Origin of the sequence: Gelidibacter sp. (assembly GCF_035515035.1) — a bacterium.
Classification (GTDB): Bacteria; Bacteroidota; Bacteroidia; order Flavobacteriales; family Flavobacteriaceae; genus Gelidibacter.
Map to the genome: position 1 here is coordinate 15,922 of NZ_DATJCA010000025.1, position 14,234 is coordinate 30,155.

At 38.0% G+C, this 14,234-nt stretch carries 16 protein-coding genes; 4 read left to right on the forward strand and 12 right to left on the reverse strand.

The window, feature by feature from the left end; translation table 11 throughout:
• Window positions 1-72: 72 nt before the first annotated feature.
• Window positions 73-1,053 carry a thioredoxin-disulfide reductase gene (gene trxB, locus VLZ86_RS02030; RefSeq protein WP_325448206.1) on the reverse strand — a complete coding sequence of 327 codons (981 nt, stop codon included), beginning with the start codon at window positions 1,051-1,053 and terminating at the stop codon, window positions 73-75.
• Between the two features lie 238 nt (window positions 1,054-1,291).
• Here trxB and VLZ86_RS02035 point away from each other — a divergent pair, with 238 nt between their 5' ends.
• The gene (locus tag VLZ86_RS02035) at window positions 1,292-1,687 is read left to right on the forward strand and encodes a hypothetical protein (RefSeq protein ID WP_325448208.1); all 396 of its coding nucleotides are present in this window, start codon (window positions 1,292-1,294) and stop codon (window positions 1,685-1,687) included.
• A gap of 343 nt (window positions 1,688-2,030) precedes the next feature.
• Here VLZ86_RS02035 and VLZ86_RS02040 read toward each other — a convergent pair whose 3' ends face one another.
• The 4 genes from VLZ86_RS02040 to VLZ86_RS02055 all read right to left on the reverse strand — a co-directional run bounded on the left by VLZ86_RS02040 (window position 2,031) and on the right by VLZ86_RS02055 (window position 3,800).
• Window positions 2,031-2,198, reverse strand: coding sequence for a hypothetical protein (locus VLZ86_RS02040; protein ID WP_325448210.1), 168 nt, complete (start codon window positions 2,196-2,198; stop codon window positions 2,031-2,033).
• Between the two features lie 43 nt (window positions 2,199-2,241).
• Entirely contained in the window at window positions 2,242-2,403 is a 162-nt protein-coding gene (locus VLZ86_RS02045; protein ID WP_325448212.1) for a DUF1328 family protein, read from the reverse strand.
• Between the two features lie 116 nt (window positions 2,404-2,519).
• Complete coding sequence (locus VLZ86_RS02050; protein ID WP_325448214.1) at window positions 2,520-3,173, reverse strand: SOS response-associated peptidase family protein; 654 nt, start codon at window positions 3,171-3,173, stop codon at window positions 2,520-2,522.
• Window positions 3,174-3,350: 177 nt separating this feature from the next.
• The gene (locus VLZ86_RS02055) at window positions 3,351-3,800 is read right to left on the reverse strand and encodes a PA2169 family four-helix-bundle protein (RefSeq protein WP_325448215.1); all 450 of its coding nucleotides are present in this window, start codon (window positions 3,798-3,800) and stop codon (window positions 3,351-3,353) included.
• Window positions 3,801-4,381: 581 nt separating this feature from the next.
• On the opposite strand from VLZ86_RS02055, the gene VLZ86_RS02060 reads away from it, so the two are divergent.
• The gene (locus tag VLZ86_RS02060) at window positions 4,382-5,419 is read left to right on the forward strand and encodes an AraC family transcriptional regulator (RefSeq protein WP_325448217.1); all 1,038 of its coding nucleotides are present in this window, start codon (window positions 4,382-4,384) and stop codon (window positions 5,417-5,419) included.
• A gap of 21 nt (window positions 5,420-5,440) precedes the next feature.
• On the opposite strand, the gene VLZ86_RS02065 is transcribed toward VLZ86_RS02060, so the two are convergent.
• The 3 genes from VLZ86_RS02065 to VLZ86_RS02075 are packed head-to-tail and all read right to left on the reverse strand — an operon-like array spanning window position 5,441 to window position 6,394.
• Entirely contained in the window at window positions 5,441-5,644 is a 204-nt protein-coding gene (locus VLZ86_RS02065; RefSeq protein WP_325448219.1) for a hypothetical protein, read from the reverse strand.
• Window positions 5,645-5,647: 3 nt separating this feature from the next.
• Complete coding sequence (locus VLZ86_RS02070; protein ID WP_325448221.1) at window positions 5,648-5,998, reverse strand: phage holin family protein; 351 nt, start codon at window positions 5,996-5,998, stop codon at window positions 5,648-5,650.
• Window positions 5,999-6,007: 9 nt separating this feature from the next.
• Complete coding sequence (locus VLZ86_RS02075) at window positions 6,008-6,394, reverse strand: YtxH domain-containing protein (protein ID WP_325448223.1); 387 nt, start codon at window positions 6,392-6,394, stop codon at window positions 6,008-6,010.
• Window positions 6,395-6,633: 239 nt separating this feature from the next.
• Here VLZ86_RS02075 and VLZ86_RS02080 point away from each other — a divergent pair, with 239 nt between their 5' ends.
• Window positions 6,634-7,998 (forward strand): NAD-dependent succinate-semialdehyde dehydrogenase, encoded by a 1,365-nt coding sequence (locus VLZ86_RS02080; RefSeq protein WP_325448225.1) that lies wholly within the window; start codon window positions 6,634-6,636, stop codon window positions 7,996-7,998.
• 308 nt (window positions 7,999-8,306) lie between these two features.
• Complete coding sequence (locus tag VLZ86_RS02085) at window positions 8,307-8,774, forward strand: hypothetical protein (protein WP_325448228.1); 468 nt, start codon at window positions 8,307-8,309, stop codon at window positions 8,772-8,774.
• A 93-nt stretch (window positions 8,775-8,867) separates the two neighbouring features.
• Here the strand turns inward: VLZ86_RS02085 and VLZ86_RS02090 are convergent, their stop codons facing one another.
• From VLZ86_RS02090 to VLZ86_RS02105, 4 genes are all read right to left on the reverse strand, one after another.
• The gene (locus tag VLZ86_RS02090; RefSeq protein WP_325448230.1) at window positions 8,868-9,662 is read right to left on the reverse strand and encodes a glycerophosphodiester phosphodiesterase family protein; all 795 of its coding nucleotides are present in this window, start codon (window positions 9,660-9,662) and stop codon (window positions 8,868-8,870) included.
• Window positions 9,663-9,724: 62 nt separating this feature from the next.
• Window positions 9,725-11,287, reverse strand: a complete 1,563-nt coding sequence (locus VLZ86_RS02095) for a glycerol-3-phosphate dehydrogenase/oxidase (RefSeq protein ID WP_325448232.1) — start codon at window positions 11,285-11,287, stop codon at window positions 9,725-9,727.
• A gap of 102 nt (window positions 11,288-11,389) precedes the next feature.
• Window positions 11,390-13,606 carry a methylmalonyl-CoA mutase gene (gene scpA, locus VLZ86_RS02100; protein ID WP_325448234.1) on the reverse strand — a complete coding sequence of 739 codons (2,217 nt, stop codon included), beginning with the start codon at window positions 13,604-13,606 and terminating at the stop codon, window positions 11,390-11,392.
• Window positions 13,599-14,234, reverse strand: a 636-nt coding sequence (locus tag VLZ86_RS02105; protein ID WP_325448236.1) for a methylmalonyl-CoA mutase family protein, incomplete at its 5' end; no start/stop codon positions are given. The genes scpA and VLZ86_RS02105, both read right to left, overlap by 8 nt.

Genomic DNA, 14,234 nt, shown 5'->3' on the forward strand with positions numbered 1-14,234 from the left:
AGACATTAAAAAAAGCCGTTTCAATTAATCTTGAAACGGCTTCTTATATGTTATAAATTGAATTGTAGTTGCTTAGTAATTTGTAGCGGTATTCACTTCAAAATTGGAATCGATCGATGCCAAATAACGCTCTGCATCTAAAGCCGCCATACAACCCGTCCCCGCAGCAGTTATCGCTTGTCTGTATACATGGTCAGCCGCATCTCCGGAAACAAATACACCATCGATACTAGTTTTGGAAGTGCCTGGGATATTGATAATATAACCTGTTGGATCCAATTCCAAAAAGTCCTTAAAAATATCGGTATTAGGTTTGTGACCAATGGCCACGAAAAATCCTGTGGCAGGAATTTCATGAACTTCACCAGTAACATTATTCCTAACCCTAACTCCAGTAACAACCTGTCCGTCGCCCAGTACTTCTTCAGTATTTGTATTGTAAAGGATTTCAATATTTTTTGTGTTTTTGACTCTGGCTTGCATAATCTGAGAAGCTCTGAACTCATCGCGTCTTACCAACATGGTCACTTTCTTACAAAGTTTTGATAGGTAATGTGCTTCTTCACAGGCAGAATCCCCAGCACCAACAATTACAACTTCTTGATTTCTATAGAAAAATCCGTCGCAAACTGCACATGCAGAAACACCTCCACCAAGTTGTAAATATTTTTGCTCTGATGGGATTCCTAAGTACATGGCTGTAGCTCCTGTTGAGATAATAACCGTATCGCAATGGATTTCCTTACCGTCATGGACCCATACTTTATGTACATCTCCTGAAAAATCAACTTTGGTAATCCAACCGTCCCTAACTTCAGTTCCAAAACGTTCGGCTTGGTTTTGCAGCTCTATCATCATTGCGGGACCTGTAATACCGTCTGGATATCCGGGAAAATTTTCAACATCATTGGTTGTTGTCAATTGTCCACCTGGTTGTTCTCCTTGGTAAAGTACTGGAAACATATTCGCTCTTGCTGCATAAATAGCGGCTGTATACCCTGCTGGTCCTGAACCTATAATTAGGCATTTTACTCTCTCGATTGCATCTGACATAATTGGAATTAATTTAGAACTTACAAAAATAGAGATTTTGCGCCGAAACTGCCATTAATTTCATTAAAACTTATTATGAAACAATTGGTTTTGGCAATACTAAATCTCAGCTTTTTTTTATATATTTAAGTTTCAGCACAACCTGCTGACCTAGTTTCGCAACAAACTGATCCACAGATTCGTATAAAAGAAATAAGGGATAAAATTAAGGATACAATAACTTTAACTATAAAATTAAATGGGGGTGATCTCAACAGATAAAAATGAAATAAAGTTATATTTTCATTCTGAAAACTCGATTGGTAAACAAATAGAAGCCTATGTGTCAGCTTCTGAACGCAAACTTTTGGCAATAGATGTTTCGAAAACAAAAGTCACTGGCACACAATGGACAGAATTGGCAAAAGGTTTAGACCTTCCTATTTCTGGTCTTATCAATCAGGAACACCCAGATTTTATAAAGAATTATGGAGATCATCCAGATTTGAACGATGAAGATTGGTTAAAGGTGCTTGACAAAAAACCTGAAGTCCTTACAACAGCAATTGCAATTATTGGTGAACGTTATGTACAACTAGAATCGCCATCAGATTTTATTAAATATATAGAGCCTGACAGCAAGGATATTGAATAACAATTGTCGCGTCAAGTCGTTTTAAGTTTTCGGATTGAGATCATCCTTAGAAAAATTTTATCCGGACAGATGTCGATAGAACCTTTCAAACTCAAAGCTCTCCGTTTTTACTTTTACGATATAGATTCCCCAATAGAAACAGGATTAGATCAGCCATCAATTACCCAAGGCGATTTGCTGGCGTGTTTTGGATTTAGATTCCGCCAAGAAGCGGGATTAATTTAACCCTCAATATCCAATCCGCTCCATTTTTGCGTTTTACAACTAAGGGCAGACAGAGGTTTCATGAAACAGAAAGACCATCACGTGAGTAATGGCCTTCAAATTAAATAATATAATTGTATTAATTCACAGCATCTTCAACATCGTCAACAACATCATCAATTGCGTCTCCAATGTCATCCGCAGCTTTTTCAATACCGCTCTTATTTGTGTCTCTACAACTTGTAAAAGTTGTCATTACGGTTCCTAAAGAAAATAGAACCACAAAAGTCATCATTAATTTTTTCATAATTTAAATTGGTTTTAAGTTATTAAAGGTAAAAGATAGCTTTTTATTTTTTTAATCCGCCTCTCAAAAGAGATAAAATAAATAGAACTATAAAAATAAAAAAGAATACTTTAGCTATTCCTGCAGAAGTTCCTGCTATTCCGCCAAATCCTAAAATACCGGCAATAATAGCAATTACTATAAAAATGATCGTCCAACGTAACATAATTTCGAGTTTTTAAGTTAATGTATTGTAAAGGTAAACCATAACTCTACGAGCATTTAACGCTATTAAGTTAGAATTTAACTCATTAAGTTTAGGTTCTAAGTGAATATGGGATTTTAGGATTTGAGGATGGAATTTCCAACTTCAAAGATTTCATAATCAAAATCTAAGGATTCATGATTTTGAAATAACTTATTTATCTGATCTAAAGAAGTCAGGGGATCTAACCATTGTTTCAGTTCGTTATCATTTAGAACAAGTGGTTTTAAATTGGAGATATTTGGAATATCCTTAAAGGATTCGCTCATTTTGGTCACCGCTATGGAGCAGGTTATAAATCCATCACTTAGCTCATTGAAAACACCTGCAATGGCAAACGGCTCGTAATTTGGAAGATGTACATGACACCGCTCAATAGTGCCATTGGTTAACCAGGTCGTAAAAAATCCAGTGGCAAGAACAACGCACCTTCTGTTTTGAAGAAGATTGGAATAAAGACCATTCCCATTTTTTAAGGTTTCAATATTAACATTCAGGGTATTGAATACATCTTGAAAAACACTCCAGTTATCTTCAAAGTTTTCTGGCAAAAGCCCCCAAATGGCATAGGTCGCTTTCTTGGGATCAGAAATGGTTATCACAGAAACGGTGGATTCTTTTAACCCATCTATCACACCTTTAGACTTATATAGGTTTGGAAATTCGAAGTTAACTTGAAACTTTTCTTCAATTGATTCTCTTGTGGCGATATTGGAGATTTTATAAAACATGGCATCAATTTTCAAGAGGTAAGTAACTTATATTTAATTGGGTTTTTTGACTTGAACGCATCAATTAATGACGCTTATAGGTCAGGAAATTCAATTTAAAAAAAGTCACTCTAGTTTTTTACCAAAAAAAGACACCTCAATATCAGTGTCTTTTTATCCATCCATATGTCGCAAGTATTAGGCCAGATCTTCCAATCTTTTAATGTTGACCAACCCATGCTCTATGGTATTCTTTTGCGTTTCCAATAGCTGCTGTGTAGAACCAGGAAGCGCAGTTTCATTTAAGACATCTTTATATTCTGCAACTGCAGCCTTTTCTCCACGGATAGCTTCTTCAAGCATCGCTTCATCATCATCAGTAGAAAACCACGATTTGACTTCCATCCAGGTCCGGTGTGCTGCACCTGTAACACTGCCTCCTTTATCAGGTTCAACACCAAAACTTTTCAATTCCGACTTTAACTCATGTCCAAACTTATAACGTTCTTGCGCTTTGTTAGAAAAATATGATTTGAGACCCGCATGTTTAGCGTTCTCAGAGGCTGTTTTGAACCCTTTTTCAGCATCATAGTTTTTTTCTAACAATTCATTTAATCTGTTTCCTAATTTATCTGTGTAGTCACTCATAATATCAATTTTAAGATTGGTCTAAAGTTACCCATCCTATTTTTCTTCCATTAATTCAATTCATATTTTGATTGACGCTTTCAATCGTTCACCAATTTTTAACCTTTCGTTGCATTATAAAAACAACAGGGTTAGCGATCAAATTTATTAAGATGCATTTGATTATGACGAATTGTAGATAGGTTGAGGTTGTTTTATTTTATGACACAATTCCTTTTGCAGTACTCTTTCAGAATTGAAAAACAGGAACTTAAAGACAAAAGAAAACCTCAGCATATTTGAAGTGTTGCTGAGGTCGTCCTTCCTAACTAACCAACCAGTGTATAGAGTACTAGACTCTATTTGTATACTACAAAGTTAAAGAGATATGTCCTGTCCAAATAACTCAATCGAAAGAATAGTTAACTGTATGCATTTAATGTTTTCAGATCTCAAAATATTCTAACTTAGTATATGTATTGTTGGAGTCATTGTTTTCACTAGGAATATTATATATATTTGTAAAACAAGTAGTTCCTATTCAGTTTTTTATCTTTTCTAAGTTTTTAAAATCTCAACTTATTTAAATATCTTAAGAATATATGATAGAAGTAACCCTTAATGCAAAAAGTACCCAAGGTGCCCTAAAACTAATGAAAAGTTATTTTGGGGGAGAAATTACTGAGCGTTGGGGAGAATACACCTTAACTTTTAATAATGATATTGGAAAGGGCTGTATCAGATGTATTACATTTGATTGGGGAGTGAGCCTGCTAGAGATTGATGCCCTGTTTTTTGAGGATATTTTAATTGTAAGTCGTAACGAGCATTTCAATCCCATTCGTTTTTCCTATTGTTCTCAAGGGTGTTATAAAAATCGCTTTGAAAATGAAACCGACTTTCATACCGTAGAACAATTCCACTCGTCCATAATTGTCTCAAAAATAGGTCTAAAACTTTACACACTTTTCCCAAAGGAAGTTCATATTGTTATTAATGACATCCGCATTGTTAGGACAGAGTTCTTAAAAAAGCGTAACAACCAACTATCAGCGCTCAATGAAAATCTTTATCGTGTTTTTGTGGACGATAAAGATGAAACCGCTTTTGCTTATTATAGTCCTATCCATTTGAGGATGGAAGATTATGTAAAAACATTGCGCGATTTAAAAACCGAAGGAATGGCGCGTATGCTACAAATTGAAGGTGAGGTTTATCACTTGCTATCCATGCATATTGCACGGCATGACAAATATCAAAATAATGAGCCCCTTCCGAATTCTCTTTCAAATGAAGAATTAAAACTTATTAGACGGCATGCCAAGAAGATCGTGGATGACCCATCATTGGGTTATAATTTAGATCAAATCTCTAGAGATTCAGGTCTTTCTCAAGCTAAATTACAGGAAGGATTTAAGTTTTTATATGCGCGCACCGTTACTGAATACATACGACATGTGCGTTTGGAGGCCGCGAGAGATTTAATGAATACTACAGATTTGAATATCTCTCAAATTGTTTATACGATTGGTTTTACAAGCCGAAGTTATTTCTCAAAGATATTCAAGGAAAAATATGAGATGACTCCCCATGAATTCAGAAAACAAGTGGTGGTAATAAATGAAAAAACGGAAAGTTAATTCCGTTTTTTCATTTAATTTTTATCTTCTAATCAGTCTTCTCAACAAAACCAAGAGACCATATTTTCCAGCATATTTAATTCCGGTGCTCACCCAGTTGAGCGGTTGCATCTCTTGCTTAAAACTATGCTTGAGGCCCTTTATTTCCTCCCAGGCAATCTGTCTTTCAAGGCTCAGTCTATTCAGATCTAAGTCGATTTCGTCGAACGATTTGTAGATTTTCATGGTTTAAAATTTAAAGAATTTGGATTGGATCTTACTGATTATTTTGGCATCAACCAGATATCTCACCTTGTAGAAAATAAGCGCTATCAACAAAAATAAAGCTCCAACTATAAGATACCCTAAAGCAACATGTCCTAAAGCATCACCAATGGCAATGGCTGCGGAAAAAGCCAAAAAGATTAAACCTATAAATAATACAGCACCAATAATTAGCGCTTTTCCTGCCATACTAATGGTATAGGATAATTGCTGAAAAACTTTTAATTTGAAATATTCGAAAGATTTATCAACATATCTCTCTCCAATATCCGAAGCTTTATTGGACGTATTATTTATAGATTCAAAAATATTCATAGGACAGAATTATGATTTTTGGAATTTCTTATTTTTCTCTTTCAACGTTGCCAATTGATTTTCCAACGTACTAATGACATCTTCGGTTTTATGGCTTGCATCAGAAACAATATATTCTACTTTTTCATCTAAAGTCATTTTTTTTGCTTGAACTGTCTCAACAAAACTATCCTTTAAATGAGATGCTTTATCGGCAAAATGTGAGGCTTTATTTGCAATAGTATCTCTTGCCGCCATAGCGCCTTCTGCGATTCTTTCTTTTGCTGCTAACGCTTCATCTGAAATTCTCTGTCTCGTATTCACTCCCTTATCCGGTGCGAATAAAATTCCTAATGTTGCTCCAATTGCTGTACCAGCCAAAAGACCGATCAGCGTATTATTACTATTATTTCCCATAATATCGTTTTTATTTTAATTGTTAATATTGATTTTTCTAGGTTCCTCAAAAGTATAGCACATTACAAACTCACATTGTCTCAAAACAATAAAATTTTAACTATTACACTATTCCTTTTGGAGTCGTTAAAATTTTGCTATAATTTAGTTGCTAACTCTTATACAGTATAACAAAAGTATATTTGATAACCTAAATGTTAAAGTTATTTATAATGAATTTAACATAAAAACCCTCCGTTATGAGCACTATCATTAAAACCGTTAACCCATTTAACAACAAACCTCTTAAAGAATATGAACCGCATACTTCTGAAGAGATCGATCATATATTGCAAAACTCCCAGAAAGCATTCCTGACATGGCGAAATACGACTATTAATGAGCGTTGCAGGCTCTTAAACAACATGGCTCAAATCTTGGAAGATGATAAAGAGGATTTAGCCGAACTCATTACCTTAGAAATGGGCAAACCCCTAGCAGAAAGTCTATCCGAAATTGAAAAATGCGTGACTGTCTGTGACTTCTATGCGACCAATGCCGATGATTTTTTGGCAGATGAACTTATTGATACTGAAGCCTCTGAAAGCTTTATCAGCTATGATCCATTAGGCACCATCTTAGCCGTCATGCCGTGGAATTATCCTTTTTGGCAAGTCCTGCGATTTGCCGTTCCAACTTTAACCGCTGGCAATACGGCTCTTTTAAAACACGCCAGCAATGTTACAGGTTGTGCGTTGGCTATAGAAAAACTCTTTGAAAAAGCAGGGTATCCTCAAGGGTGCTTTACTACTATTTTGGTCAATCATGACGCAATCGAAAAACTCATAGCAAATGACCTTATTAAAGCAGTGACCTTAACCGGAAGTGAAAAGGCAGGCAAAGCCATTGCAGCCACTGCAGGAAAACATCTAAAGAAAACAGTATTGGAATTGGGTGGTAGCAATGCCTGTATAATATTGGAAGATGCCGACTTAGATAAATATATGGACACGATTGTCAACGCCAGGATGCAAAATGCAGGACAAAGTTGTATTGCTGCCAAACGATTTATTGTTACTGAACCTATTTATGACGAATTTTTAAAAAGATTTAAAGACAAGGTGGCCGCACTACAGTTTGGTGATCCCATGAATAATGAAACGACCATTGGTACTTTGGCTAGAATTGATTTAGCTGATATTTTAAAAAAGCAGATCGAAGATTCCGTTGCAATGGGCGCAACCGTAGTTTCGGGCAACAAACAAGACCGCGCTTATTTTGAACCAACCATATTAACCGATATCACTACGGACATGCCCGTCTTTAAGGAAGAAACCTTTGGACCCGTTGCCCCCATCATGAAGGTTAAAAATGCCGAGGCCGCTTTTAAGGTGGCTTCGGAAACCAGATTTGGTTTGGGCACTATGGTTTTTACTCAGTCTATTGACACCGCACAAAGCTATATTGACAGTATAGAAGACGGCGCTTACTTTGTAAATGAGCTGGTCAATTCTGATGCACGACTGCCCTTTGGGGGCACCAAAGCTTCGGGCTATGGACGTGAACTCTCAAAAGAAGGAATCCATGAATTTGTCAACAGAAAAACGGTGTATATAAAGCATTAGTAATTTGTCGGATTTAATAAGAAGCAGACAACACCCACCATTCACATTTCCTCCTTTCTAAGAACCCCTATTCAAGGGCCATCACATGGTTTGTGGCAGCCTCCTAATGGTTTATAATTGATGAAGCTATTCCTTATAAAATTCACTTTTAGATTAGGTTTATTACTTGATCTCAGCAGCTTAGACATCCTGTGAAATTGATATAATTGCAGCCTCATGCATCGTTTAAATATAACTTATTTTAGAGAAGTCACATAATTTTCGTAAATTGGAGAGACATTATTCTTAATAATTTAATTCTGAGCGTTATGAAAAATCTACTTTATTTTATATTATTGATTACGCTAAGTGCCTGTAACGAAGACAAAAGCTCGGAAACCATCACCAAATCAGAAGCAACACAAGATGAAGCATTGAAACTAAACGGCACCTGGGAAATGGTGGGCTATTATAATTATGTCAATAATAAAATTACCGACTCATTCCAACCCAACCTTGGCTATAGACAAGTAAAAATGTACACCGATCAAAAAGTCATGTGGAGCAAGAATGTTCCTTCAGATTCCACAGAATGGTTTGGTTACGGAAGTTATAAGGCAGATGACAATGAACTTATCGAAACTTTGGAATACGGTTCCGAAATGATGCGAAAAATTATTGATGAGAAACAGGAATTCAAGTATGAACTGATGTTAGAGAAAAACAAGTTCAGCCAAATTGAAGTTGATGATGACGGCCACCGTCTTTATTCAGAAAACTACAAACGAATTGAATAACGGACTATTTTTCTGAACAACTTTTTGTTCAAAAATTAGTCATCACCAATAGAAATTGTTGGAAGGAAACGTGACATCTATAGAACGTTGAATTTATTTTTTATCGGTTTTCTCAAACTTTGAATTTTTGATGCGCTCAAACAGTAACTCAGGTTCATCGGTCGTAATATAATCGAATCCATAATTCAAAAACCAATCCATATCTTTCTCTTTATTGACCGTCCAAACATTCAGTTTTAAGTGATGTTCCTTGGCACGTTTAATCCATTCGGGGTTTTTTCTAAAAACATTAGCCGCATAATCCAAACCAGAAATCCCAGATTTCTTTAAAGCTTCAGGTGACATGGATCCATCTAAGAATTGTGTTTTGGCATAAGGGTTTATTTCAATGATTTTTTCCAGGATCTCATAACTAAAACTGATATAATAAGACATATACCTTTCGGCTTTGAGCTCGCCAACCAAGGCCATAACGTTTTCTGCCATCAGCACATTTCGACCTTTTGTTTTTGAAGGCTTAATTTCACAGACCAATCCTGTATTGGGATTATTCTCCATTCCTGCCAGCAAGTACTCTTTTAAAGTAGGAACCGATTCGCCATTGGATAAGTTATGCTTTGCCAATTCGGAAAAGGTGTGATCTTCAATAACCAAACCCTTGTAATCAGGATCATGGTTGACCACCAACACATGGTCGGCCGTCATACGCACATCAAATTCTGAACCTGCACAGCCTAATGCAATGGCATGTTTTAAAGAGGCTATAGAGTTTTGTGGCAAATTCTCAGCCTTCCATGCCCCTCTGTGGGCGATTACGGGATTCTTGGCAATAACACCGCTGCTTTCCACCTGAGTCGATTTACAGGAATTAAAAATTATAACTGACATAACAAGGATGAAGTAACGCATAGTTTAATGTTAAGATTTGTAAAATTTTGCAAGAAGCATAACTAGAGTATATATTGATTTGCCAATTGGGTGAATTTAGTAATCTGTGACTGTTTCCAAGCGTCATCCTTATTTAGATATGTCGCCATGAGCTCAGCAACTTCAGGAGCCACTTCTTTTGCGGCCTTGGCATCCAAAAATAAGATGCGCACACGTCTTGCCAATACATCTTCTACAGTTCGTGCCATTTCGTTTTTTACTGCCCAGACCACTTCTGCCTTTACGAACTCCAATCTTGGGTGTAGCTTATCGCCCAATCTTGGATCTTTAGTTATCAATTCTTCGATGGCTTTTAGATCGGTTCCATAAATATAAAGATGATCGGTATCATCCGCAGAACCGTCGGCACCATGAATACTCAGATGTTTCGTTGGGCACTTCTTATACGGCAATTTCTTTAAAGCAATGGCCTTGTTGATGGTATCTTGAGCCATCCGCCGATAGGTGGTCCATTTGCCACCAGTGATCGTAATCAATTCAGATTTGGAAACAATAACCTTATGGCTCCTGGAAATCTCCTTCGTCTTTTCTGACGCATCTTTAGATGCTGCCAAAGGTCGTAATCCGGCAAAAATACTCAACACATCTGTACGTGAAACTCTTTTGTTCAAATAGGAATTTGCAGTTTCCAAAATAAAATCGATTTCACTCTCCAACGGTTTTGGTTCTAAACTATGGCTATCCAACAACGTATCTGTAGTTCCTACCACCACTCTATTATGCCACGGCACTAAAAAGAGAACCCTACCATCGGCTGTTTTGGGAATCATGATAGCATCCCTTCCGGGCATAAAGCTGCGATCCAATACCAAATGAATTCCTTGACTCGGCCTCACTGTGTTTTTCGCATCCACATTGTCCATTTGCAAGATCTCATCGGTAAATACACCTGTAGCGTTAATGACAACAATGGCATTAAAAACGTATGCTTGATGCGTTTCGTGATCAACGGCACTAACGCCATTAACGATTCCGTTACTATCTTTTTGCAACTGGGTTACCCCAAAATGATTTAAAACCGTTGCCCCTTGCTCAATAGCCGTTTGAGCCATATTGACCGCCAATCGCGCATCATCAAATTGACCATCATGATAGACAACGCCCCCTTTGAGATGTTCCGTTTTAATGGTTGAAAGTCGTGAAGCTGCGGCCTTTTTAGAAATTCTGACCGATTTCCCAAAACTTAATTTCCCAGCCATAACATCGTATATTTTTAAACCAATCGTATAAACGAAAGTATCCCACCAGTTATAGGTAGGAATAATAAACGATTGGTTATTGACCAAGTGCGAGGCGTTTTTCAAGAGCAATCCCCTTTCATATAAAGCTTCTTTGACCAAATCAAGATTGCCCTGCGCCAAATAGCGTACGCCGCCATGAATCAGTTTGGTACTTCTGCTGGAGGTTCCCTTAGCAAAGTCTGATTGCTCCAAAAGTAATGTCTTGTAACCTCTTGAAGCACTATCCAATGCCACTCCCAGACCAGTGGCGCCACCACCAATAATAATGACATCCCAGCCCGTACTATCCTCTACCTGTTTTAATAAGGACGCTCTGTCAAACAAATTGTTGTTGTGTTTTTAAAGTTGCAAATAAAAAGGTTATTTGTAAAAAAAGAAATGCTCTGAAATAGAAAAAATGAATTGAAGTGACTTTTAAACAGCCCATTAATCCAATAGAATCTCTAGGATTTGAATTGCAGTTTCACTGATTCTCGTACCAGGTCCAAAGATGGCAATTGCACCTGCATCAAATAAATAGTGGTAATCTTGTTTAGGGATCACGCCACCAACAATAACCATAATATCATCCCTGCCGTAGTTTTTCAAGGCTTCAATGACCTGTGGCACCAGAGTTTTATGTCCAGCTGCTAAGGAGGAGATGCCCAAAATATGGACATCATTTTCTACGGCTTGTTTTGCAGCCTCTTCTGGTGTTTGGAATAACGGACCAATGTCCACATCAAAACCAACGTCGGCATAACCAGTAGCAACAACTTTAGCGCCTCTGTCATGTCCATCCTGGCCCATTTTTGCAATCATGATACGCGGTCTGCGCCCATCTTGTTCCGCAAATTTATCGGCAAGTTCCCTTGCTTTTTTAAAGGAGCTATCGTCTTTAATTTCTTTACTGTACACGCCTGAAAAGGTTTTAATTTGTGCTTTATAACGACCGAATTCGACTTCAAGAGCATCACTGATCTCTCCCAGAGTAGCACGCAATCGTGCCGCTTCTACGGCTAAAGCCAATAAATTCTCATTCCCACGATCTCGGAAACCTTTTGAATCAGCTTCTGAATTAACTTTCGAATTTAAGATATTTTTTGCCGCTGCCGTCAAATTGGCCAAAGCTTTGGCTACTTTATCGGCATCACGTTCCGCCCTCACGCTATTCAACCGTTCTATCTGTGAAAGTCTAACCGTTTGATTATCGACTTCAAGCGTGGTAATTGGATCTTCTTTTTCTAATCTGTAATTATTGACCCCAACAATAATGTCTTGTCCGGAATCAATCCGCGCCTGTTTTCTAGCGGCGGCTTCTTCAATTCTCAATTTTGGAATGCCCGCTTCAATCGCTTTGGTCATGCCTCCAAGTTCTTCTACTTCCTCTATTAGTTCCCATGCTTTTTGAGCGATGTCATGGGTCAATTTTTCAACATAATAACTTCCTGCCCACGGATCGACTGTTTTCGTGATTTTGGTCTCGTCCTGTAAATACAATTGGGTATTTCGTGCTATTCGTGCTGAAAAGTCCGTTGGCAAAGCAATCGCTTCATCCAAGGCGTTGGTATGTAAACTTTGTGTGCCACCAAAAGCCGCCGCAGCTGCTTCAATAGTGGTTCGTGCAACGTTATTAAAAGGATCCTGTTCGGTCAAACTCCAGCCTGAAGTTTGGCTATGGGTGCGTAATGACAGGGATTTATCGTTTTTGGGATGGAACTGTTTCACTATTTTCGCCCAGAGCATTCGAGCGGCACGCATTTTGGCGATTTCCATAAAATGGTTCATGCCAATGGCCCAAAAGAAGGATAAACGTGGGGCAAAGGTATCAATGTCCATGCCCGCTTCCAGTCCGGTTCTAATGTATTGCAAGCCGTCTGCCAGCGTATATGCGAGTTCAATATCGGCTGTGGCACCAGCTTCCTGCATATGGTATCCGGAAATACTGATGCTGTTGAATTTAGGCATGTGTTTGCTGGTGTACTCAAAGATATCAGACACTATTTTCATGGAGGGTGTGGGCGGATAGATATAGGTATTCCGCACCATAAACTCCTTTAAAATATCATTTTGAATAGTGCCTTCCAGCTGTTCTGGTTTCACGCCCTGCTCTTCAGCAGCCACAATATAAAACGCCATAATGGGCAAAACCGCTCCATTCATGGTCATGGAAACCGACATTTTATCCAAAGGAATTTGATCAAAGAGGATTTTCATATCCTCTACAGAATCAATGGCAACACCTGCTTTACCAACGTCGCCCACCACACGAGGATGATCGGAATCATAACCTCTATGGGTTGCCAGGTCAAAAGCTACCGATAAGCCCTTTTGTCCCGCGGCCAAATTGCGTCGGTAAAACGCATTACTTTCTTCAGCCGTCGAAAATCCAGCGTACTGACGAATGGTCCATGGTCGGCGCACATACATGGTGGAGTAAGGTCCACGAAGATTTGGCGCTATTCCTGCAATAAAATTGAGATGTTCTACATTTTTTAAATCCGCTTTCGAATATGTGGATTTTATAGGGATATCTTCAGCAGTGTGGAAAGTTTCAGGTATCTGGTCTAAAGTTTTAGGTTGGGAATTATCACCAATTAATCCCCCGTCATGGGTCAGCGGTTTTTTCTGTAAGGTGATATGTTGTAAATTCTTTCTACTCATCTTCCAATCGCTTTTGTTCAACAGCTTCAGCCAAACGCTTTTCAATAATAGGTTCAATCAAGGTCTTTACGGGATTCCTTTTAACGAAAGGAAACAGTTCCAGTTCATGCTTCATTTTATCATCTGGATTGGGATGCTTGTTGGTGCCCAATAAAATCAATTCCCCTTTATCAAATCGTTCTTGCTCCTTTGCAGCACTTTCCTTGATCTTCTTTTGGATGATCCCTTCTTTGAGTTGGTGTAAAAACCCACCGTTCACTTCAATTTCCTTAAACAACTCCAAGGCCTTTTCAGCAAGCTGTTGGGTCAGACTTTCTATATAGTAAGCGCCATCTGCAGGGTTGTTGACCTTATCAAAATAGCTTTCATGTTTTAAAACCAATAATTGATTTCTCGCAATCCGCTCTCCAAATTCATTGTCTTTATGGTATATAGCATCATAGGGCAAATTACAAATCATATTGGCGCCGCCTAAAATGGCACTCATACATTCCGTAGTGGTTCGCAACATATTGGTGTTATAATCGTAAAGCGTCTTGTTGCGCTTGGTTGGATTGACAAAAATGAAGCACTCTGTGTTAAATCCGTAAGCTTCTGCCAAAATTGGCCATAATGTTCTTAAAGCCCG

Coding starts and splice junctions, on each gene's coding strand:
- VLZ86_RS02065 (WP_325448219.1), bottom strand. CDS start 5,644: ATGAAAATCTACAAATCGTTCGACGAAATCGACTTAGATCTGAATAGA.
- VLZ86_RS02085 (WP_325448228.1), top strand. CDS start 8,307: ATGAAAAATCTACTTTATTTTATATTATTGATTACGCTAAGTGCCTGT.
- VLZ86_RS02075 (WP_325448223.1), bottom strand. CDS start 6,394: ATGGGAAATAATAGTAATAATACGCTGATCGGTCTTTTGGCTGGTACA.
- VLZ86_RS02080 (WP_325448225.1), top strand. CDS start 6,634: ATGAGCACTATCATTAAAACCGTTAACCCATTTAACAACAAACCTCTT.
- scpA (WP_325448234.1), bottom strand. CDS start 13,606: ATGAGTAGAAAGAATTTACAACATATCACCTTACAGAAAAAACCGCTG.
- VLZ86_RS02045 (WP_325448212.1), bottom strand. CDS start 2,403: ATGTTACGTTGGACGATCATTTTTATAGTAATTGCTATTATTGCCGGT.
- VLZ86_RS02035 (WP_325448208.1), top strand. CDS start 1,292: ATGGGGGTGATCTCAACAGATAAAAATGAAATAAAGTTATATTTTCAT.
- VLZ86_RS02090 (WP_325448230.1), bottom strand. CDS start 9,662: ATGTCAGTTATAATTTTTAATTCCTGTAAATCGACTCAGGTGGAAAGC.
- VLZ86_RS02050 (WP_325448214.1), bottom strand. CDS start 3,173: ATGTTTTATAAAATCTCCAATATCGCCACAAGAGAATCAATTGAAGAA.
- VLZ86_RS02055 (WP_325448215.1), bottom strand. CDS start 3,800: ATGAGTGACTACACAGATAAATTAGGAAACAGATTAAATGAATTGTTA.
- VLZ86_RS02040 (WP_325448210.1), bottom strand. CDS start 2,198: ATGAAAAAATTAATGATGACTTTTGTGGTTCTATTTTCTTTAGGAACC.
- trxB (WP_325448206.1), bottom strand. CDS start 1,053: ATGTCAGATGCAATCGAGAGAGTAAAATGCCTAATTATAGGTTCAGGA.
- VLZ86_RS02070 (WP_325448221.1), bottom strand. CDS start 5,998: ATGAATATTTTTGAATCTATAAATAATACGTCCAATAAAGCTTCGGAT.
- VLZ86_RS02060 (WP_325448217.1), top strand. CDS start 4,382: ATGATAGAAGTAACCCTTAATGCAAAAAGTACCCAAGGTGCCCTAAAA.